General features: G+C 70.3%; 20 protein-coding genes. 10 read left to right on the plus strand and 10 right to left on the minus strand.

Going from position 1 to position 20,149, the window contains the following annotated elements; all coding sequences use genetic code 11:
* Positions 1–213 precede the first annotated feature (213 nt).
* Positions 214–1,188 carry a Bug family tripartite tricarboxylate transporter substrate binding protein gene (locus AC0IW9_RS28725; RefSeq protein ID WP_471651731.1) on the plus strand — a complete coding sequence of 325 codons (975 nt, stop codon included), beginning with the start codon at positions 214–216 and terminating at the stop codon, positions 1,186–1,188.
* Positions 1,189–1,447: 259 nt separating this feature from the next.
* The gene (locus AC0IW9_RS28730) at positions 1,448–2,503 is read left to right on the plus strand and encodes a hypothetical protein (RefSeq protein WP_471651732.1); all 1,056 of its coding nucleotides are present in this window, start codon (positions 1,448–1,450) and stop codon (positions 2,501–2,503) included.
* A gap of 16 nt (positions 2,504–2,519) precedes the next feature.
* Here the strand turns inward: AC0IW9_RS28730 and AC0IW9_RS28735 are convergent, their stop codons facing one another.
* Positions 2,520–3,689, minus strand: a complete 1,170-nt coding sequence (locus tag AC0IW9_RS28735) for an NADH:flavin oxidoreductase/NADH oxidase (RefSeq protein ID WP_471651733.1) — start codon at positions 3,687–3,689, stop codon at positions 2,520–2,522.
* Positions 3,690–3,813: 124 nt separating this feature from the next.
* On the opposite strand from AC0IW9_RS28735, the gene AC0IW9_RS28740 reads away from it, so the two are divergent.
* The 3 genes from AC0IW9_RS28740 to AC0IW9_RS28750 all read left to right on the plus strand — a co-directional run bounded on the left by AC0IW9_RS28740 (position 3,814) and on the right by AC0IW9_RS28750 (position 5,735).
* A complete protein-coding gene (locus AC0IW9_RS28740) occupies positions 3,814–4,536 on the plus strand; it encodes an SDR family oxidoreductase (RefSeq protein ID WP_471651734.1) in 723 nt (240 codons plus the stop codon).
* Between the two features lie 120 nt (positions 4,537–4,656).
* On the plus strand, positions 4,657–4,980 hold the full coding sequence (locus AC0IW9_RS28745; RefSeq protein ID WP_471651735.1) for a hypothetical protein: 324 nt from the start codon (positions 4,657–4,659) through the stop codon (positions 4,978–4,980).
* A gap of 74 nt (positions 4,981–5,054) precedes the next feature.
* The gene (locus AC0IW9_RS28750) at positions 5,055–5,735 is read left to right on the plus strand and encodes an RraA family protein (protein ID WP_471651736.1); all 681 of its coding nucleotides are present in this window, start codon (positions 5,055–5,057) and stop codon (positions 5,733–5,735) included.
* 3 nt (positions 5,736–5,738) lie between these two features.
* Here the strand turns inward: AC0IW9_RS28750 and AC0IW9_RS28755 are convergent, their stop codons facing one another.
* On the minus strand, positions 5,739–6,974 hold the full coding sequence (locus tag AC0IW9_RS28755; RefSeq protein WP_471651737.1) for a class I SAM-dependent DNA methyltransferase: 1,236 nt from the start codon (positions 6,972–6,974) through the stop codon (positions 5,739–5,741).
* A gap of 237 nt (positions 6,975–7,211) precedes the next feature.
* Here AC0IW9_RS28755 and AC0IW9_RS28760 point away from each other — a divergent pair, with 237 nt between their 5' ends.
* On the plus strand, positions 7,212–7,385 hold the full coding sequence (locus tag AC0IW9_RS28760; protein WP_471651738.1) for a hypothetical protein: 174 nt from the start codon (positions 7,212–7,214) through the stop codon (positions 7,383–7,385).
* A gap of 29 nt (positions 7,386–7,414) precedes the next feature.
* On the opposite strand, the gene AC0IW9_RS28765 is transcribed toward AC0IW9_RS28760, so the two are convergent.
* Entirely contained in the window at positions 7,415–7,936 is a 522-nt protein-coding gene (locus AC0IW9_RS28765) for a sigma-70 family RNA polymerase sigma factor (protein WP_471651739.1), read from the minus strand.
* Positions 7,937–8,107: 171 nt separating this feature from the next.
* Positions 8,108–9,778 carry a formate--tetrahydrofolate ligase gene (locus AC0IW9_RS28770; protein ID WP_471651740.1) on the minus strand — a complete coding sequence of 557 codons (1,671 nt, stop codon included), beginning with the start codon at positions 9,776–9,778 and terminating at the stop codon, positions 8,108–8,110.
* 118 nt (positions 9,779–9,896) lie between these two features.
* Here AC0IW9_RS28770 and AC0IW9_RS28775 point away from each other — a divergent pair, with 118 nt between their 5' ends.
* The gene (locus AC0IW9_RS28775; RefSeq protein ID WP_471651741.1) at positions 9,897–10,115 is read left to right on the plus strand and encodes a DUF1289 domain-containing protein; all 219 of its coding nucleotides are present in this window, start codon (positions 9,897–9,899) and stop codon (positions 10,113–10,115) included.
* Between the two features lie 116 nt (positions 10,116–10,231).
* Positions 10,232–10,894, plus strand: coding sequence for an OmpW/AlkL family protein (locus AC0IW9_RS28780; RefSeq protein WP_471651742.1), 663 nt, complete (start codon positions 10,232–10,234; stop codon positions 10,892–10,894).
* A gap of 138 nt (positions 10,895–11,032) precedes the next feature.
* Here the strand turns inward: AC0IW9_RS28780 and AC0IW9_RS28785 are convergent, their stop codons facing one another.
* Genes AC0IW9_RS28785 through AC0IW9_RS28795 form a run of 3 tightly spaced genes read right to left on the minus strand, consistent with a single transcriptional unit; the run spans position 11,033 to position 13,452 of the window.
* Entirely contained in the window at positions 11,033–12,148 is a 1,116-nt protein-coding gene (locus AC0IW9_RS28785; RefSeq protein WP_471651743.1) for a 2-aminoethylphosphonate--pyruvate transaminase, read from the minus strand.
* Between the two features lie 12 nt (positions 12,149–12,160).
* Entirely contained in the window at positions 12,161–12,823 is a 663-nt protein-coding gene (locus tag AC0IW9_RS28790; RefSeq protein ID WP_471651744.1) for a DUF1194 domain-containing protein, read from the minus strand.
* Positions 12,824–12,831: 8 nt separating this feature from the next.
* Positions 12,832–13,452 carry a 3-keto-disaccharide hydrolase gene (locus AC0IW9_RS28795; RefSeq protein WP_471651745.1) on the minus strand — a complete coding sequence of 207 codons (621 nt, stop codon included), beginning with the start codon at positions 13,450–13,452 and terminating at the stop codon, positions 12,832–12,834.
* A gap of 212 nt (positions 13,453–13,664) precedes the next feature.
* Between AC0IW9_RS28795 and AC0IW9_RS28800 the strand changes: the two genes are divergently transcribed.
* Positions 13,665–15,194 carry a flavin-containing monooxygenase gene (locus tag AC0IW9_RS28800; protein ID WP_471651746.1) on the plus strand — a complete coding sequence of 510 codons (1,530 nt, stop codon included), beginning with the start codon at positions 13,665–13,667 and terminating at the stop codon, positions 15,192–15,194.
* 40 nt (positions 15,195–15,234) lie between these two features.
* Positions 15,235–16,509, plus strand: coding sequence for a hypothetical protein (locus tag AC0IW9_RS28805; protein WP_471651747.1), 1,275 nt, complete (start codon positions 15,235–15,237; stop codon positions 16,507–16,509).
* A gap of 27 nt (positions 16,510–16,536) precedes the next feature.
* Here the strand turns inward: AC0IW9_RS28805 and AC0IW9_RS28810 are convergent, their stop codons facing one another.
* The 3 genes from AC0IW9_RS28810 to AC0IW9_RS28820 form a co-directional block, all read right to left on the minus strand.
* Complete coding sequence (locus AC0IW9_RS28810; protein ID WP_471651748.1) at positions 16,537–17,700, minus strand: aminotransferase; 1,164 nt, start codon at positions 17,698–17,700, stop codon at positions 16,537–16,539.
* A gap of 103 nt (positions 17,701–17,803) precedes the next feature.
* The gene (gene rsgA, locus AC0IW9_RS28815) at positions 17,804–18,877 is read right to left on the minus strand and encodes a ribosome small subunit-dependent GTPase A (RefSeq protein WP_471651749.1); all 1,074 of its coding nucleotides are present in this window, start codon (positions 18,875–18,877) and stop codon (positions 17,804–17,806) included.
* A 260-nt stretch (positions 18,878–19,137) separates the two neighbouring features.
* Positions 19,138–19,800 carry a hypothetical protein gene (locus AC0IW9_RS28820; RefSeq protein ID WP_471651750.1) on the minus strand — a complete coding sequence of 221 codons (663 nt, stop codon included), beginning with the start codon at positions 19,798–19,800 and terminating at the stop codon, positions 19,138–19,140.
* Positions 19,801–20,149 lie beyond the last annotated feature (349 nt).

Here is a 20,149-nt window from a genome sequence, read left to right on the forward strand (position 1 = left end):
GGGCGGGGCGGCGCGCGGGCATGGCCGCAGTATAGCCCCAAGGCCGGGCGGCTGGCGCCCCATCCCGGCCGCACGATATCACTCAGCCCGGCCGTGGGGAGCCTGCCTCCGCCGTCGCCCGACCTCGCAGGGCTTGGCGGGACCGCTGCGCCACCGGCATGATGCCGCGGCGGGCAGGGGCCAGCAGGCAGGGGCCAGCAGCAGGGGGGCGACATGCGGCGCAGCATCGGACGACGCTCGGCACTGGCGCTCGCCGCCGCCGCCGCGACCCCGGCATCGGCCCAGACGCCCGCCTGGCCCAGCCGGCCGCTCCGCATCATCGTCGCCTGGCCGGCCGGCGGCAGCGTCGATGCACCGATGCGCCTCATCGCCGCGCCGATGCAGGCCGCCCTCGGCCAGCCCGTGGTCATCGAGAACCGCGCCGGCGCCGCCGGCTCGATCGGCGCCGCCGCCGTCGCCCAGGCGGCGCCGGATGGCTATACCATCCTCGGCGATGCCAGTTCCCAGGCGGCCAATCCGGCGCTGATGCAGGGCCTGCCCTTCGACTACGCCACCGCCTTCGCCCCGGTCACCCAGCTCACCGCCGGGCCCAGCATGCTGGTGGTCCGGGCGGATGGCGGGCCGGCCACCCTGGCCGCCCTCGTCGCCCATCTCCGCGCGGCCCCGGCGCCGCTGCCCTATGCCTCCTCCGGCAGCGGCACCGCCTCCCACTTCTCCTCGGTCACCCTGCTGCGCCAAGCCGGCGTCACCGCCCAGCACATCCCCTATCGCGGCAGCCCGCTGCAGGTGCAGGCCATGCTCTCGGGCGACGTGCTCTTCACCTTCATCAGCATCCCCGCCGCCGCCGGCCTGGTGCGGGACGGCCGGCTGCGGGCGCTGGCGGTTTCCGGCGCCCACCGGCTGCCCGGCTTCCCGGAGGTCCCGACCGTCGCCGAGCAGGGCTTCCCCGGCTTCGCCATGACCGAATGGCAGGCCCTGTTCGTCCCCGCCGGCACGCCCGCGCCGGTCATCGCCCGCCTGGCGGAGGCCGCGCATGCCGGGCTGCGCGACCCGATGGTGCGGGAAAGGCTGCAGACCCTCGGCCTCGAGGTGGTCGGCGCAGGCCCCGCGGCGCTGGCCGGTTTCGTGGCGGAACAGCGCATCCGCATCGCCGCCCTGGTCGCCGCCGAGGGCATCCGCGTCGACTGAGGCCGGTGCTTCGTGGGAACCGCGCGGCGGGCGGCCCTCCGGGATGCCGCCAGCGAGACGATGGGCATGCCTCGAGACGGGACGGTCGGCGCTTTGCCAGAACGAATCGGCATCGACCGCAAAAATGGCCGCGCAGGCCAATAACCACCGCGACCGGTTGTTGTCATCACCGGTTCTTGAAGCATGATTTGCCCGGAATGCGGGGCATCGCCGCGTTACCGAAAGTCTTGTAACCCCCATTACTATCCAGGGGTGCGACATGTCTTTCAACTACAGCGTCAATATCAACGATACCATTGGGTATCCCGACGAGGACCGGCTCGTCTCGGCCCTGAACGAGGCCCTGGCCGACTTCTCCGGCCACATGAGCGGCAAGGGCACCCTGGTCACCCAGCTCAATATCGGCGATGCCGGCGCCTCGCGCGCCGATGGCTCGAGCACGATCTTCCTGACGAATGGCCTGACCGCGGGCGGCCAGACGCTGGTGCAGCTCGGCAGCATCGATACGCTGCTCACCGGCCAGCACCGGCAGGGCACGGCCTCCGACATCACCATCAATCTCGACCGGGCCTACCTGCCCGTGCTGCACTTCGGCGACGACCCGGTGCCGGACGGCCGCGTGGACGCCGCCTCGGTCTTCCGCCACGAGCTGCAGCATGCCTTCGGCATGACCGGCTATATCCAGAACGATGGCGTGGCCCTGTCGAACGGCACCTACATGACCGCCTTCGACACCTTCATCGACCGTCACGCCGATGGCAGCGCCTTCTTCACCGGCCCGACCGCGGAGCGCATCTACGGCGGCGCCGTGCCGCTGACGACGACGAGCGACACGGAGAACTTCTATCACCTGGCCAATGGCCTGAGCGACGTGCTGGTGCATGACCTGATGACCGGCGTCTATTTCAGCGGCCGGACCTACGAGATCTCCAACCTTGACCTGGCCATCCTGAAGGATGTCGGCGCCCCGGTCACCGACCTCGACGGCGTGGACTTCCGCCCCGCCAGCCAGACCGTGGCGAAGCCCTCCGCCACGCCGGATTCCGAAACTCCAAGCTCCGGCACGCACGACTCCGGCGCGATGTCCGACAGCCCGGGGAACACGGCCAGCATCGACTGGAATGCCATCGGGGCCGCCATGACCCACTACAACGAGGCGACCGGCCAATGGTGGAACGGCAGCTTCGACGCCCTGCTCACCTGGGAGGCCGGAACGGGGGCATCCAACCAGGCCCCCGCCCAGACCGATATCGCCAGTCCCACGGAGGACTGGAATACCACCCAGCAATCCCCGGATACCGGCCCCTGGCTCTGAGCCCCCGGGGCCGGGCTTAGGCCCCCAGCGTCTCCCGGTAGGTGCTCGGCACCATGTCCTTCACCTGCCGCGCCCGCTTCTCCAGCCAATAGGCCTGGGGCGGCGGCACCAGCGCGAATTCCGGGTCCACGCCCAGCTTCTGCGCCGCATCCATCGGCCAGTTCGGGTTGTAGAGCAGCTCCCGCGCCAGGGCGATCAGGTCGGCCTCGCCGCGCTGCAGGATGCCCTCCGCTTGGTCGGCATGGACGATCAGCCCGACCGCCATGGTCAGGATGCCGGTCTCCCGCTTGATCTTGGTCGCATAGGGCACCTGGTAGCCATAGGTGATCGGCCCGGCACTCACCACCGGCGCGCCCCGCATCCCGCCCGAGGAGCAGTCGATCACATCCACCCCCTTGGCCTTCACCAGGGCGGACAGGCGCGAGGAGGCATCCGGGTCCCAGCCCGCATCGTCATCCACCGACAGCCGCAGGAACAGCGGCTTGTGCTGCGGCCAGACCGCCCGCACGGCTTCCACGATCTCGAGGCAGAAGCGCATCCGGTTGAGTTCGCTGCCGCCGTAATCGTCGTTGCGCAGGTTGCTGAAGGGCGAGAGGAACTGGTGGATCAGGTAGCCATGCGCGCCATGGATCTCGAGCATCTCGAAGCCCGCCTGATCCGCCCGCCGCGCCGCATCGGCCCAAGCCCCGACCAGCGCCTGCACCTCCGCCCGGGTCAGGCCGCGCGGCACCGGGTCGCTGTCGGGGCTGTTGACGGCGGAAGGCGCCACCAGCTCCCACTCCTCCCAGGGGCCCGCCTCGGCCTCCACCGCATCGGTGCGGACCAGCGGCCGCCCGCCCTCCCAGGGCCGGAACCGCCGCGCCTTCCGCCCGGAATGGCCGAGCTGGATGCCCGCCACCGAGCCATGCGTCTTGATGAACTCCACGCAGCGTGCCAGCCCCGGGATATGCGCATCGTCCCAGAGGCCGAGGTCGCCGACGGTGCCGGAGCCGCGCCGCTCCACCTTGGTGCTCTCCATGATGACGAGGCCGGCGCCGCCGGCGGCATAGCGCCCGGCATTCATCAGGTGCCAGTCGGTGGCGAAGCCGCGCACCGCGGCATACTGGTGCATCGGCGCCACCACGGCACGGTTCTTCAGGGTCACCCCCCGGATGGTCATGGGCGTGAATAGCAGCGGCGTGGTCATCGGCGTTTCCCCCTCGGCGTCTTCGCGATCATGCTACCCCGCTTCGGCCATTCGGAAACCCGCCCCGCCACCGGCGTTTTTGCCGGCGTTGCAGAATCTGGCACCGCAGAAGGAGATGGCGCCGATGCCCACGCACCACCCCGTCGCCCTGGTCACCGGCGGCGCCCGCGGGATCGGCCATGCCGTGGCGGTGCGGCTGCTGCGGGACGGCTGGCACGTCGTCGTCGCCGACCGCGACGCGGCCGACCTCCCGACCAACCTCCCTGGCGGCCATGCCCGCAACGTCACCGCCGACATCGGCGAGGAGACGGAGGTCACCCGCCTGGTCCAGGGCATCGCCGACCGCGAGGGCCGGCTCGACGCCCTGGTCTGCAACGCCGGCTTCATGATCCGCAAGCCGCTCGGCGCGCTGACGCTCGGCGAGTGGAACGCGGTGCTCGCCACCAACCTGACCAGCACCTTCCTGCTGGCCCGCGCGGCGGAGGGCCTGCTGCGCACCGCCCGCGGCGCCATCGTCACCATCGCCTCCAGCCGCGCCCATCAGTCGGAGCCGAATACCGAAAGCTACAGCGCCACCAAGGGCGGGCTGCTGGCGCTGACCCATGCGCTGGCGATCAGCCTCGGCCCCGATGTCCGCGCCAATTGCGTCAGCCCCGGCTGGATCGATACCGGGACGGACCCGCTGCGGCCGGAGGACCATACCCAGCACCCCGCCGGCCGCGTCGGCCGGCCGGAGGATGTGGCATCGCTGGTCGCCTGGCTGGTCGGCCCCGAGAGCGGCTTCGTCACCGGCGCCGAATTCCTCACCGATGGCGGCATGACCCGCAAGATGATCTACGCGGACTAGCCATTTGTTGCATCGCGCGATCCACGTCTTGCGGTGATTCCACCCCAGACGATCGCGCGCTCGCCCGCTTCACCCTTCGCTAACCGGGGTCCGTCAGGCTCCGCCGCGAAGGAGTCCCCAATGAAGCTCGGCCACAGCCCGAATGGAGAAGCCTTCGTCGCCGGCTACGAGCCCGGCGACATGGTGATGCTGCATGCGCCGGAACCCGGCGCCCTGGCCCAGGGCAAGGCCGGCGACTGGGGCCGGGTCAAATCGGTCGATGCCGCGGGCCGCCTGACCATCGTCGTCGCCGGCTATTCCGTGCCCAAGGGCGCGCCGCTCGCCCTGCTGTCCGATATCCCGGCCCGCCGGGTGAAGCCCTGCACCGCGCGGGGGGAGGTGCTGATCCTGCCGCACCAGATCAACCCGGAAAACCTCTGGACCGGCAGCCGCCCCCGCCGCTGATCGCTTGCCGCCCGCCTTGCACCCCTTGGCCACCCCGGCGAAGCTGCCCGGAACACCCTCCGGGAGGCTCCGCCATGCTCGACAACCCGCCGCTGCTCACCCTGCACCGCGGCCATCGCCGCCCGGATGCGGCGCTGCTGGACCGCTTCCGCGGCGCCCAGACCTCCCACCTCGTGGATGCCATGGCCGGCCGCGGCGCCATGGACTGGCAGATCAAGCCGCTCGATCCCGCCCGGGCCGCCTTCGTCGGCCCGGCCCTGACCGTCTTCGCCTATCCCGCCGATATCGTCGGCGTCTACGGCGCCATGGGGGAGGCGCAGCCCGGCGACGTGGTGGTGGTGGCCAACGACAGCTACCGCGGCGCCGCCGTCTTCGGCGACATCGTCGCCGGCATGATGCAGAACATCGGCATCGCCGCCTTCGTCACCGAGGGCCTGGCCCGCGACAAGGCCGGCATCCTCGCCGTCGGCATGCCGGTCTTCGCCGCCGGCATCGTCCCGACCTCCCCCGCCGCCAATGGCCCCGGCGTGGTCGGCGCTCCCATCGTCTGCGGCGGCCTCGCGGTGAAATCCGGCGACATCATCGTCGGCGATGCCGATGGCGTGGTCGTCGTCCCGCTCGAGATCGCCGAGACGGTGCTGACCGCGCTCGATGCCGTCCGCGCCGCCGAGGCGACCACCATCGCCGCGGTCGAGGCCGGGGCGAAGGACAACGCCAAGCTCCGCAAGCTGATGGCCGAGGCCCGGGTCATCTAGTCATTATCCCTTTGGCCGGCTGAAGACGAACAGCGCGCCGGCGACCGGCACGCCCTTCTCGGTCCGCAGCGTGGCGGCGCGCTCCGCCACGAGCGACAGCCCCGCCGCCGCGGCCAGCGCCACCACATGCGCCGGGTCGTGGCGGAAGCGCATCGCCTCCCCCAGGGCGAAGGGCGCGCCCGTCCCCGCCTCCACCGAGAAGGCCGCCCGCCCGCCCGGCGCCAGCGCCCCGGCGATCGCCGCCAGCGCCGGGCCGAGGTCGCCGAGGTAGTTCAGCACATCCGCCGCCGCCACAAGCCCGAAGGCGCCCCCTAGCTCCCTGGACCGCCCCGGCAGCCAGTCCAGCAGGTCGGCCTCGTACAGCGCGTCGTAGAGGCCCCGCTTGCGTGCCTCCGCCAGCATCCGCGGCGAAAGGTCCAGCCCTTCCAGCCGCCGCGCGAAGGGTGCCAGCGCCACCCCCGAAAGCCCGGTGCCGCAGCCGAGGTCGAGCACCTTCAGCGCCCGCGCCGGCGCCACCCCCGCCGCCTCCAGCAGCCCGGCCAGCAGCGCCGGAGTCGCATAGCCCAGCGCCCCGGTCAGCTCCGCCTCGAAGCGCGGGGCGAATTGATCGAAGAGGTCGCGCACATAGCCGGCCGGCGCCCGGTCCGGCGCCACCCCGCGGCCCAGCGCCGCCAGCAGGAAGCGCGCCTGGGCCGCCAGCGGTCCCTCCCCCGCATGGGCCAGGGCCGCCTCAGCCGCCGCCGCGGCACCTGCGGCATCGCCGGATTCCCGCCGGGCATGGGCCAGCGCCAGATGCGGCTCGGGTGCCGCGGGGGAAAGCCGCACCGCTTCGGCCAGCGGCGCCAGCGCCGCCCGGGCATCGCCCATGGCGCACAGGGCCTGGCCCAGGTTGCGCAGGGCCACCGCATCCTCCGGCCGCCGCGCCAGTGCCGCCCGCAGCGCCGTCACCGCCTCCGCCAGCCGCCCGGCCTCGGCCAGCGCCGCGCCCCGGTTGGCCAGGAAGGCCGGCACCTCCGGCTGCCGTGCCAGGGCCCGTTCGGTATGCCGCAGCGCTCCGGCCACGTCGCCACGCTGCCGCGCCAGCACGCCCAGCAGGTTGTGGGCATTCGGCTCCTCCGGCATCGCCTTCAGCACCTGGCGGTACAGCCGTTCCGCCGCCGCCAGGTCGCCCGCCGCATGGCGCGAGGCACCCTCCCGCAGCAGGGATTCCGGGTCGGTCGGGGAAGGTCTGGCGGCCATGCCGCACCATGCAAGGCGCGGGCCCTGGCGGCAACGCCACACCTCCAATATATAATATGCACCATCAAATCTCTGTGCTTGCGGGCACAGAATCACACCTCTAGGTTGACTGGCGCTACCCCTCCCCCGCCCGTTATTCCCCGGTTTCCCCGCATGACAGCGAAGCCTGAAGCCACAGTCGCGTCCAAAGCGGACTCCGGGGCGGAACCGTCGACCGGTTCTGCACTTAATTCCTCGATGTTGATCACGCTCCCGAAGCCCCAGCCGCATCTGCCGATGTCGATGCCCTCGGATGATGTGTCCTTCGATGCCTGGCTCCGCCGGGCGCTGACCGAGGCGCATGACGCCGTCCTGCACGACCCCGTGCCGGACCGCCTGCTCCGCATCCTGCGGGAACCGCCCAGGCCCTAGGGCCGGTTTCGGCGAGGCTGGCGCAGCCCCTAGGTGCTACCCTCCTCGCCCGGCTCCAGCCCGATTCCCTGCCGCAGCGCTTCCCGCGCGCGGGACAGGCGGGACCGCAGCGTGCCCGGCGGCACGTTCAGGATCCGCGCCGCCTCGGCATAGTCCAGCCCCTCCACCACCACCAGCCACAGCGCCTCGCGATGGATGCTGGCCAGCTGGCGGAAGGCCGTGGCCACGTCCCGCATCGCCTGCCGTTCCTCCTGCCCGCCGGAGACGGCGGATTCCGGCAGCGTCTCCGCCTCCATGATCGGGCTGCGCGCCGCCCGCCGGGCCGCCGCCGCCCGCGCATGGCGCAGGATGGTGAAGAGCCAGGCACGCAGGTTCGTCCCCGGCTCGAACTGAGCCTGGGCCGTGATGGCCCGCAGCAGCGTCTCCTGCACGAGATCGTCCGCCTGGTCCCCGCCGCGCGTCAGGACGCGGGCGAAACGCCTGAGACGGGGTATTTCGGCGGCGATCGCGGTCGCGAGTGCGTCCGCCTCGGGCGCCCTATCGTCCTGCATGCGGTACCGGTAGCCCCCTGAGCCCAAGACGTTGCGTCGGGGGCGGACACTAAACGAAGGCTGCGCTGCAGTGCACAGGGCCAGAGACACCCTTGCGTGTAGCGCCAGGAACACGGCTGCACGCTTGCGTGGGAAAGCGGCAGCGGTGGCCAAGTCGCTGTGAAAGCAGCCTTAAAACAAGCCTTCAATGCCACCTTCGGCATTCAACCCAATGGTTTCCGCCGCTGGCCGGCGGGGCAGGCCGGGCATGGTCATGATCTCGCCGCAGATCGCGACGACGAAGCCCGCACCGGCGGAAAGCCGCACCTCCCGCACCGGCAGCACATGGCCGCTGGGGGCGCCGAGCGCCGTCGGGTCGGCGCTGAAGCTGTACTGGGTCTTGGCGATGCAGACCGGCACATGGCCGAAGCCCTGCTCCTCGAAGCGCTTCAACTTCGCCGCGACCGCCGCCGGAATCTGCACGTCCGCCGCGCGATAGACCTCCCGCGCGATGGTGCGCAGCTTCTCCGCCAGCGGCATGGCATTCGGATAGATCGGCGCGAATCGGGCCTCCCCCGCCTCCAGCCGGCGCAGCACCGCCTGGGCGAGGTCGGTCGCCCCGGCCCCGCCATCGGCCCAATGGGTGCAATGCACCGCCTCGGTCCCCAGCGCGGCCATCGCCTCCCGCACCGCGGCGATCTCGGCCGGGGTATCGCTGGTGAAGGCATTCAGCGCCACCACCACCGGCAGGCCGAATTTCTGCATGTTCTCGACGTGACGGGCGAGGTTCACGATGCCCCGCCTGAGCGCCGCCACATCCTCCGTCCCCAGCGCCGACTTGGCCACCCCGCCATGCATCTTCAGCGCCCGGACGGTGGCGACGACCACGCAGGCCCCCGGCGCCAGCCCGGCGCTGCGGCACTTGATGTCGAGGAATTTCTCGGCCCCGAGGTCGGCGCCGAAGCCGGCCTCGGTCACCACCACATCGGCCAGGGACAGGCCGAGCCTGGTCGCCATCACGCTGTTGCAGCCATGCGCGATATTGGCAAACGGCCCGCCATGGACCAGCGCCGGGGAGCCCTCGATGGTCTGCACCAGGTTCGGCGCCAGCGCATCCCGCAGCAGCGCCGCCATGGCGCCATCCGCCTTCAGGTCGCGCGCCGTGACCGGCGCCCCCTCCCGCGTGGTGCCGACGATGATCCGGCCCAGCCGCGCCTGGAGGTCTTCGAGGTCGGTCGCCAGGCAGAAGATCGCCATGACCTCGGAGGCCACCGTGATGTCGAAGCCGTCCTCGCGCGGGAAGCCGTTGGCGACGCCGCCGAGCGAGCTGACCGTGCTGCGCAGCGCCCGGTCGTTCATGTCCATCCCGCGCCGCCAGGTGATGCGGCGCTCATCCAGGCCGAGGCTGTTGCCCCAGTAGATGTGGTTGTCGATCATCGCCGCCAGCAGGTTGTTGGCGCTGGTGATGGCGTGGAAATCGCCGGTGAAGTGGAGGTTGATGTCCTCCATCGGCAGCACCTGGGCATAGCCGCCGCCCGTCGCCCCGCCCTTCACCCCGAAGCAGGGGCCGAGCGAGGGCTCCCGCAGGCAGATCATGGTCCTGGTGCCGAGCCGGTTCAGCGCATCGCCGAGCCCGACCGTGGTGGTGGTCTTGCCCTCCCCGGCCGCGGTCGGGTTGATGCCGGTGACCAGCACCAGCTTCCCGGCCGGCTTCGCCGCCTGCCCCTTCAGGAAGCCGAATTCCACCTTGGCCTTGTACTTGCCGTAGGGGATCAGCGCGTCGTCGGGGATGCCGGCGCGCGCGGCGATGGCGCCGATCGGCTGCAGCGTCGCGGCCCGCGCGATCTCGAGGTCGGTTGCCATGGCCTGCTGCCTCCCGGTTCTGTCATAGGCGTCTGGCACCCGCGCTTATCGTCCCGGCGGATGCCATGCAAGCGGGCCAAACGAACGGAGGAGGCAACCTTCCGGCCCGCCAACCCATATGACCGCCATGGCAAGCCCCTGCATCGATATCTGCCGCTACGACGAGGCCACCGGCTGGTGCCTCGGCTGCGGAATGACCCGGAAAGACAAGAAGCATTGGAAGAAGGAGAAGGAGCGCCGCCCGGATATCCGGGAGGCGCTGCCCGGCCGGCTGCTCACCCTCGCGGCCGAGGGCAACCCGACCGGCGAGGCCGCGAAGAAGAAGAAAAAAGCATGATTGGCGCGGCGGCCTGAAGGTTTCGCCTGCAACTTGATTTCGCGCAACGATCTCCGTTTGCCCCTCGCCTAGGGTCCCCCCGGCAGCACTGGCTGCCTGGAACGGATGCGAGGGATATGCGCAAGACCTTAGTGAAGCTGGCCGGTGCCCTGGCGCTGACGGCCGCCATCGCGGCTCCGGCGGCCGCCCAGCTCGGCGCGGATGCGGTGCGCGGCAAGCAGGCCGGCGATGTGGTCCTCGGCCTCGGCGCCATCGGCGTGCTGCCGAGCAACGGCGGCCATGTGGATGCCATCGGCGGCCGCCCGCAGGCGAGCAACAGCGCCAGCCCGCAGCTCGACGCCACCTATTTCGTGCTGCCGCAGGTCGCACTGAACCTCATCGCCGCCAGCACCCAGCATGATGTCAGCGTGCGCGGCTCGGCGCTGGGCGACGTCAACCTCGGCCACCTCTGGGTGCTGCCGCCAACCCTGACCCTGCAGGTCCACCCCTTCCCGGCCTCGCGCTTCAGCCCCTATGCCGGCGCCGGCCTCAACGTGAGCTTCTTCTACGGCTATGGCGGGGCGCAGACGGCGCCGGTCAACAAGCTCCGGGTCGATACCACGATCGGCTATGCGCTGAACCTCGGCGCCGACTACGAGGTCGCGCCGAACTGGCTGGTGAACTTCGACGTGAAGAAGATCTACCTGCGCCCCGATGCCAGCGTGAACTCCGGGCTGCTGCATGCCCGGGTGAACCTGGATCCCTGGGTGGTCGGGGCCAGCGTCCGGTACCGGTTCTGAGGAAGAAAGGCCGGGAGAAGGTATTCTCCCGGACCCTCATCTGTTTCTGTGAGTCGGCCCTGGCCGCGCGGCGGGCGCCAGACCCACAGAAAACAAAGCTGGGGCTTGGGGAGGAAACGCTTTCCTCCCCCACCTTCCTCACGCCGCCTCGCGCCGCCTGACGCCGAGATCCTCCAGCGCCCCGCCGATCGCCGCGACGGCACCCCGCATATCCTCGGGCGTGATGGCGCCGACGCAGCCGACGCGGAAGCTCGGCACCTTGGTGTTGTAGAAATTGCTGATCAGCACGCCGCGCGCCTTCAGCGCATCGACGAAGCCCTGCAGCTGGAAGGCCGGGTCGCTCGGCTGGTGGACGGTGACGATCACCGGCCCCTGGTGCCGCGGCTCGAGGTAGGGCGTCAGCCCCAGCGCCTGCACCCCGTCATACAGCACCCGGCAATTCTCCCGGTAGCGCGCCAGCCGCGCCGGCTGCCCGCCCTCCTGCGCGAAGGCATCCAGCGCCACCCGGAAGGCCGCCAGCGCCTGCACCGGCGGGGTGAAGCGGAAGCTGCCCCAGCCCGCCCGCAGCGCATGCTGATAGACATCCGAGAGGTCGAAGGACCAGGACCCGGCATTGCCCGCCGCCGCCAGCACGCTGTCGATCCGCGCGACGGCGAAGCCGATCCCCGGCAGCCCCTCCAGGCACTTGCCCGAGGTGAAGATCACCACATCCACTTCCGGATGCTCGGCCAGGTTCACCGGCAGCGCCCCGAAGGCCGAGACGCTGTCGAGGATCAGCCGCCGCCCGGCCGCCCGCACCACCGGCCCGATGACCTCCGGGTCGTTGACGATGCCGCTGCCGGTTTCATGGTGCACGATGGCGACATGGGTGATGCCGGGGTCGGCCGCCAGCGCGGCGCCGATCTCCTCCGCCGTCACCGGCCGCGTATCCGGCCCGGGCAGGGTCACGACCTGCCGTCCGGCCTCGGTCGCCAGCCGCAGCGCGCGGTCCGCATAGGACCCGTTCTGCGCGATCAGCAGCTTGCCGCCGCTGGGGACGAAGGTGCGGATCGCCGCTTCCATGATGAAATGCCCGCAGCCCTGCAGCGGCAGCGTCGCATGCACCCCCTCCACCCCGCCGGCGATCTTGCGCACATCCTCCCGGATGCCGGCATAGACGGCGCGGAAGTCGAGGTCCCAGGGCGCGATATCCTGCGCCATGGCGGCACGGGTTTCCGGGCGGGTCTGCACCGGGCCGGGGATGAGCAGCAACATGAAGGAGCACCTCTAAACGCCGGAGTGGAATACCGCATCCAGGCCGGACAGGAGAAGGCCGCCGATCTCCCGCAGCAGCTTCAGCCGGATCGCCGCGGCGAAATCGGCATAATCGGCACAGTGCATGGCGAAGCTGCCGGGGCCGCCGATCACCTCGGCCCGGTAGTGCTCCAGCAGGTCCGGCTCCTCGTTCAGCACCGCCAGCCCGTTGATGGTGACGCCGGCCGCCACGCCGATGTCCCGCACCGGCCCCGGCGCCCGCCCCTGGTTGTGCCGCCCATCGCCCGAGACATCCAGCACCAGCCGCGTCGCCTCCGCCGGGCAGCGCGCCAATAGCGCCAGGCCGGCGGCCATGCCCTGGCCCAACGCGGTGGCGCCCGGTTGCGGCAGCCTCGGTGCCGCCTCCAACGCCTCGGCCAGCGCGGCCGCCGCCGCCGCGCTGGCGATCCGCATCCAGGGCACCGCCACCTCCGGCCCCCCGTGAGGCAATCCGGCCGAGGACCAGAAGACCGCCGCCACCGCGATCGCCCCGCGCGGCCCGCCGAGGCAGGCGGCGACGACTTCCCCGTCCCGGAACGCCGCCGCCGTCCCGCCCAGCATCAGACCGAACTCGTCGTAGTCGATGCTGGCCGAGACATCGATCGCCAGGCAGAGCGCGAGGTCGACCGGCTCCATGGCTCCGGCTACAGCGTCCGGATTTCCACCTTGCGGAAGCGGACCACGCCGCGGTCGTTCACCACGCCCGCGGCGTCCTTCACCCCGTCGCCGTGCTGCAGCGCGATCCGGCCGGAGGCATGCTTGCCGTCCCGTGCCCCATCCACCGTCTTCTGGCCGTTCAGCACCACGGTGAAGCGGTCGCCCTTGGCGGTGATCTCGAAGGTGTTCCAGCGCCCGCCGGCCTTCGGCATCGGATCGACCGCGCCGACGTCGACGATGGCCCCGGTGCCGTACTTCGGCTCCGGCCGCTCGTCCCAGATGTTCACCTCGTAGCCATTGGCGGAGGTGATGGTGGCGGGGTCCGTCGCCCGGATGAAGATGCCGCTATTGGTCGCGGTATCCACCCAGAACTCCGCCCGCAACTCGAAATCCCCGTAGGAGGCCTTGGAGACCAGGAAGCCGTTCCCCCGGTCGGCCACCAGCATCCCCTCCTCCACCCGCCAATTCGCCGCGCCGAGCTTGTCCCAGCCCTCGAAGCTGGTGCCGTTGAACAGGGCGGTCCAGCCGGCCTGCTGCGCCCGCGCCGGCCGCAGCCAGGCACTGCCCAGCAGTGCCACCACGGCAAGATTGAACGACCTTCGCTGCATGCTGCATTCCTCCCCACGCGCCCGGTTCGCTCCGGACACCCGCCTCGTGGCGGTTGCGGCGAGCCTAGGTCCGATCCGGGGCGGAACGGAAGCCGTCAATAGATAGCAGGCTACGCTTGGCCTGCGCCCCCGCCCGGGTATAGCCTTCCCCCACGAAGCATCGCCTCGCGCCCCCAGGCCTCATCGCCCCAGCCGAAGAAGATCGCCCCCCCATGTCCCAGCCAATGTCCGAGCCAATGTCCGAGAACGCGACCCTCGCCCGCCCCCCCGTCTCCCAGCCCGCCACCCATGTCGACGTGCTGATCGTCGGCGCCGGCATCTCCGGCATCGGCGGCGCCTGGCACCTGCAGCAGCAATGCCCGGGCAAGAGCTTCGCCATCCTGGAATCCCAGGCCAGCTTCGGCGGCACCTGGCTGACCCACAAATACCCCGGCATCCGCTCGGACTCGGACCTCTATACCTTCGGCTACCGCTTCAAGCCCTGGACCGGCGCCCCCATCGCGACGGCCGAGGAGATCCGCCGCTACATGGGCGAGGTCATCGCCGAGGCCGGGCTCGACCAGCACATCCGCTACAACCACCGCATCGCCTCGGCCGCCTGGTCCAGCGCGCACCAGATGTGGACCATCACCGCGACCCGCGGCGACACCGGCGAGGCGGTGCAATACACCGCCAACTTCCTCTGGATGTGCCAGGGCTACTACCGGCACGAGAAGGGCTACACCCCGGAATGGCCGGGCATGGAGAAGTTCGAGGGCCAGCTCATCCATCCGCAGGAATGGCCGGAGGACCTCGACTACTCGGGCACGCGCGTGGTGGTCATCGGCTCCGGCGCCACCGCTGCCACCGTCGTCCCCGCCATGGCCCCCAAGGCCGCGCATGTGACCATGCTCCAGCGCACGCCCACCTACTTCCGCACCGGCCGCAACGCCATCGCCATCGCCGACGAGCTCCGCAGCCTGAACATCGACGAGACCTGGATCCACGAGATCGTCCGCCGCACCATCCTGCGCGACCAGGCCGCCTTCACCCGCCGCACCTTCGAGGAGCCGGAGGCCGTCCGCCAGGAGCTGCTGGCCAACGTCCAGAGCTACGTCGGGAAGGACTACCCGGTCGACCCGCACTTCACTCCGGGCTACCGCCCCTGGCGCCAGCGCCTTGCCTTCATCCCCGACGGCGACCTGTTCCAGGAAGTCGCCAAGGGCCGCGCCTCCGTCGTGACGGATGAGATCGAGGGCTTCACCGAGGGCGGCATCCAGCTCAAGTCCGGCCAGCACCTCGAGGCCGACATCATCGTCACCGCCACCGGCTTCAACCTCAACGTCCTCGGCGACATCGAATTCGAGATCGACGGCCAGCCGCTCGACTTCGGCAGCACCGTCACCTACCGCGGCATGATGTTCACCGGCGTGCCCAACCTCTGCTGGGTCTTCGGCTATTTCCGCGCGAGCTGGACGCTGCGCGCCGACCTCGTCGGCGACTTCGTCTGCCGCCTGCTGCAGCACATGGACGCCATCGGCGCGAAGCAGGTGACGCCGGCGCTGCGGCCCGAAGACGAAGGCCTGCCCCTGCTGCCCTGGATCGACCCGGAGAACTTCAACCCGGGCTACCTGATGCGCGGCATGCACCTGCTGCCGAAGCGGCTGGACAAGCCGGAGTGGCAGCACACCCAGGACTACTGGGCGGAAAAGGACGAATTCCCGGCGATCGACCTGACGGATGCGGCGTTCCGGTACCGGTGATGGCTAGCCTGGGTGGCCAGGGGTCGGAGACGGAACACGCATGCGGATCCTTGCCATCGGGCCTCGCGCCTATCTCGGCGATGTCTACCTGTCGCTCCGCCGGGAGGGCCATGAGGTCCGCGTCTTCGCCGAGGACCCGCCGGAGCAGCGGGCCTTCGGCGGGCTGATCGACTGCATCGCCGACTGGCGGGCGGAGCTCGACTGGGTCGGGCGGGACGGCATCGTCTTCTTCGAGCGGATCGGCCGCGGCGCGCTGCAGGAGGAGCTGCGCGCCCAGGGCTTCCGCGTCGTCGGCGGCAGCGTCTTCGGCGACCGGCTGGAGCAGGAGCGCGAATTCGGCCAGGCCGTGCTGCGGGAAGCCGGGCTCGCCATCGCCGAGAGCCATTCCTTCGCCCATCCCGCGCTCGCCCTCGCCTGGCTCGAGCAGCATCCCGGGCGCTACGTGCTGAAGCACGACGACACCGCGCGCACCACCTTCGTCGGCGACCACCCGGAGGGCGCCGACCTCGCCTTCATGCTCCGCCGCGCCGGGGAGGGCCGGGTGCTGCTGATGGAGCGGCTGGAGGGGGTCGAGGTCGGCGTCGGCGCCTATTTCGACGGCAGCCGCTTCCTCCGCCCGGCCTGCATCGACTTCGAGCACAAGCGCTTCTTCCCCGGCGAGATGGGCGAGATGACGGGCGAGATGGGCACCCTCGCCGCCTATGACGGCTCGGAGCCGCTGTTCGCCGCGACGCTCGACCGCCTCGCGCCGCGCTTCGCCGCGGCCGGGCACGTCGGCTACGTGAACCTCAACCTGATCGTCAACGAGCGCGGCATCTGGCCGCTGGAATTCACCTGCCGCTTCGGCAATCCCGGCTTCGCCGTGCTGGCCGCGCTGCAGCCGGATGGCTGGTGCGACCTGCTGGCCCGCATGGCCGGCGGGGCTTCGGCCGGCACGCCGGCGCATTTCTCTGCGCGCCCGGGCTGGTCCGTCGCCATCGTGCTGACCGTGCCGCCCTTCCCCGCCCATACCGAGACCTCCCCGCCGGAGGAGGACCCGCCCGTCTTCTTCCTCCGCCCGCCCGAGGGCGCGGAACTGGACCGCTACCACCTGGTGGACATGCGGATGGAGGGCGGCCAGCTGCTGGGCCGCCGCCGCTCCGGCCACCTGATGATCGTCACCGGCACCGGTGCCACCGTGCCGGCGGCGCAGGCGGATGCGCGGGCGCGGGCCCGCAACGTCGTCGCACCCGAACTGCGCTGGCGCGGCGATATCGGCGACCGCTTCCTGAACGGCGAGCGCGAGCGGCTGCGGGCGCTGGGCTGGCTGGGCTGAGCGAACTGGCCTGACCACCCGGCGCGGTCAGGCGGATGCCGCCCGCAGCCGCGCCTCCATCGACACGATGCCGGCGTCTTCGACATTGGCGAAGGCGATGCGGAGGTGTCCTTCCTCCCCGGCGAAGGCCGGGCCGGGCAGGCACATCAGCCCATGCTCGGCCGCCAGCCGCTCCGCCACCTGCCAAGCGGAGGTGTCCCCGAAAGGATGCCGCACATAGGCGAAATAGGCGCCGAGCGACTGCAGCTCCCAGCCCGGCAGGCGGTCGAAGGCGGCACGCACGGCCGCCGCCCTGGCCTGCATCGCCGCCCGGTTCGCGGCCCGCCAGTCCGCCAGCGCGCCGAGCCCCCAGGCGAGCGCCGTCTGGGCCGGCCGCCCGGCGCAGATTTGCACGCAATCCATGACCTTGCCGAATTCCGGGAAGAGCGCGGCCGGCGCGCCCAGGGCGCCGAGCCGGTGCCCCGGGATGGCGAAGGACTTCGAGAAGCTGTGCAGCTGCACGAGGTTGTCCGGCCAGGCCTGGCCGGCAAGCAGGCCATGCGGCGGGCCCTCGCCGGGCGGCAGGAAGTCCCGGTAGGTCTCGTCCAGCACCAGCCAGATGCCCCGCTCCCGGCACAGCGCATGGAAGCGGGCGATCACCTCGGGCGGGTAGATCGCACCGGTCGGGTTGTTCGGCGTGACCAGGACGATGGCCCGCACCCGCGCGTCGATCAGCGCCGCCGCCGCCGCCGGGTCGGGCACGAAGCCGTCCTCGGCGCGGCAGGGCAGCGGGCGCGGCTCGATGCCGAGCATGTCGAGGGTCATGCGGTGGTTGAAGTACCAGGGGGTCGGCAGCAGCACCGCGTCGCCGCGCTGCGCCAGCGCCATCATGGCGACGAAATAGGCCTGGTTGCAGCCGGCGGTGATGGCCACCGCCGCGGCATCGACCCGGCCGCCATAGAGCGCGCCGAGATCGGCGGCATAGGCCTCCCGCAGCGCCGGCTCGCCCAGGATCGGGCCATAGGTGGCGAAGGCGGGATCCGCCGCCGCGCGGCCGAGGCGTTCGAGCATGCCGGGTGCCGGCGCATGCGACGGCACCGCCTGGCACATGTTCAGCAGCCCGCCCCGGCCCGCATAGCGCGCACCCCAGGCCTGGATCTCCGGAATGGGCGGGCTGCCGGTATCGAGGAGGCGGGGGTTCAGCGGCGTCATGCATCATCCTGTCGGGCGAGAGACACCCAACGCACGGCCGCGCGGCTTTATGCCGTAGCGGATGAGATTTGCCGCGCCGCCGCCGCCGTCACGCCCGGCAGCGTCAGGACTCCGGGTTCTGCAAGGTTTTCTTCGTCGACCGATACGCCCTCTGCTGCGACGCCGACCTCCGCCGCTCGACCTCCTGCGCCGTCCGGTCCTTCGTCAGCGCCGTCGCGGCCAGTTCCCGGCCCAGCTTCTGGAAATGCGCCCAGCGGTCGGCGTCGAGCAGCCCCCCGTCCAGCGCCTCGCGCACCGCGCAGCCGGGTTCGGTGGTGTGCCCGCAATCGCGGAACCGGCAATGCCGGGCCAGTTCCTCGATGTCGTCGAAGACCGTGCTGAGCCCCTCGTTCGCATCGATGAGCCCCACTTCGCGGATGCCCGGCGTATCCAGCAGCAGCCCGCCGCCCGGCAGGAGGATGAGCTGGCGATGGCTGGTGGTATGCCGCCCCCGGGAGTCCGCCGCGCGGATGTCCTTGGTCGCCATCCGCTCCTCGCCCAGCAAGGCATTCACCAGCGTGGACTTGCCGACGCCGGAGGAGCCGATCAGCACGCAGGTCTCGCCCGGCCTGACGTGCTCCATCAGCCCGCCCAGCCCGATCCCCTGCCGCACGGAGACCACCACCACCGGGCAGCCTGCCGCCAGCGCGGCGATCTCGGCGGCCTGATCCTCGGGCCGCTCGCTGAGGTCGGCCTTGGTCAGCACCACCACCGGCCGCGCCCCGCTCTGCCAGGCCGCGGCGAGGAAGCGCTCGAGCCGCCGCGGATTGAGGTCGGCGTTCATCGAGGTGACGACGAAGACGACGTCGATATTGGCGGCGATGACCTGCAGCGTCTGCACGCTATCGGCCGCCCGCCGCACGAAGGCGGTACGGCGCGGCAGGACGGCATGGAGGGTGGCTGTCCCCTCGCCGGCATTGACCGACAGGGCCACCCAGTCGCCCGCGGCCGGATGACCCGCCTCCCGTGCCTCGTGCCGCAGGCGACCGGAAAGCCTGGCGCTCAGGGTGTCGGCATCCGTCATCACCAGATTGGCTTCGCGCTGCTGGACGATGATGCGGCCGGGCCGGTGGCCGGCGCGCGCATGCGGCTCGAATGCCAGCCGCCACGCCTCGGACCAGCCATACTGTTCGATCAAAAGCGGCCCCTTACCTGGGATGGGAGGACAAGCACCGACCGGGCGGTGCCCGGAAGGCTATTAGCCCAACGCCGTGCGAAGGGTTGTGTATTCCACCGAGGATGGCGCACCGCCAGGCTTCGCCATTTTCCCGGCGGGAGCCTGTGGGCAGCGCCCTCGTCCTTCCCACACGCAACCCCACCCATGCCGCCGCCGTGACCGCCGTCATGCCCCTCCCCCCGCCCTGGGCCGCGGGGCGATGCGGGTATCCTGCGGTTGGATCAGCCGCAGGTATCGGTCAGAGGTCCGGTGCTCCAACCAAGGGTCGTCCAGATACCTTTGATGTCAGGATCGTTGGCGACATTCCATTTGTTGTTGAACCAGACCCTCTTGCCTTTGGCAGTCCAAATCTCGAGCCTGGCCAAAGCAAAAACCTCGTAGAGTCCCCAATAACAGCAAGTGTTCAGCCAGGGATCGACCACGATATCAATATCGTCTGTTGGACCATCGCCCTTTATGACCAGGAATTGGTGACCCTTGTTCCATTTCGTGAAAAAATGCTCTTTAGGTATTAATCTTAGTTTATTGACCATTGCCCCAATATGCGCAGCAACGCACGACATTTCGCCGCAATTGGCGATGGTTTGTTTCTGTTGATACAATTCCTCGCCGACTTGCCACAGGGTCTTTCCGGAAAATCCTTTCCGGAGATGCGTAGTGCCGCCCTTACTGCGGTTTTCAGCAAGCCGGACATTATGGTCGATCCGCTTGAGCCTGGCGATCGCGTCCTGATCCCCGACCAGGGACCTGGAACTCAGCTTGAAACTATCCCAGTAGGAGATACCGGTGTCTTCATCGAAAGCCTTGTTGTCGGATTTCAATCCGCCTCTGTAGAACGTCCTGGTTGCTTCGAATATTTCCTGTCCCACCTCGAGCGTTGCCACAGGACATCCTCCCCAACAATTCGCACGCTCAAATCGTTGTATTTAATCCGGTTCGCTATCAATAAGATTCGAGAACAATTCACGTTGTTTTGCTTGGCATACAATGTATTCGAAGCCGCGGTTTAAAACATGGCTGCGAATTCAACCTGAGTTTTCCCTGGGCAGTCCGAGATCTATTTAAACCCGCGGTTCAGCTCGGCAGCCCGAACTGCGGATTCAGTCCATTGTTGCGAACCGGAACCGGCGGGCCAGCGCTTGCTGGTTGCCGGATGGTATCTCGCACCACCGCCGCCCTGCGCCGGGAGCGCCGCAACCCCACCCTCCCCACCCCCGTTACACGCCCATGCCC

The sequence above is a fragment of the Belnapia sp. AC561 genome (assembly GCF_979252845.1).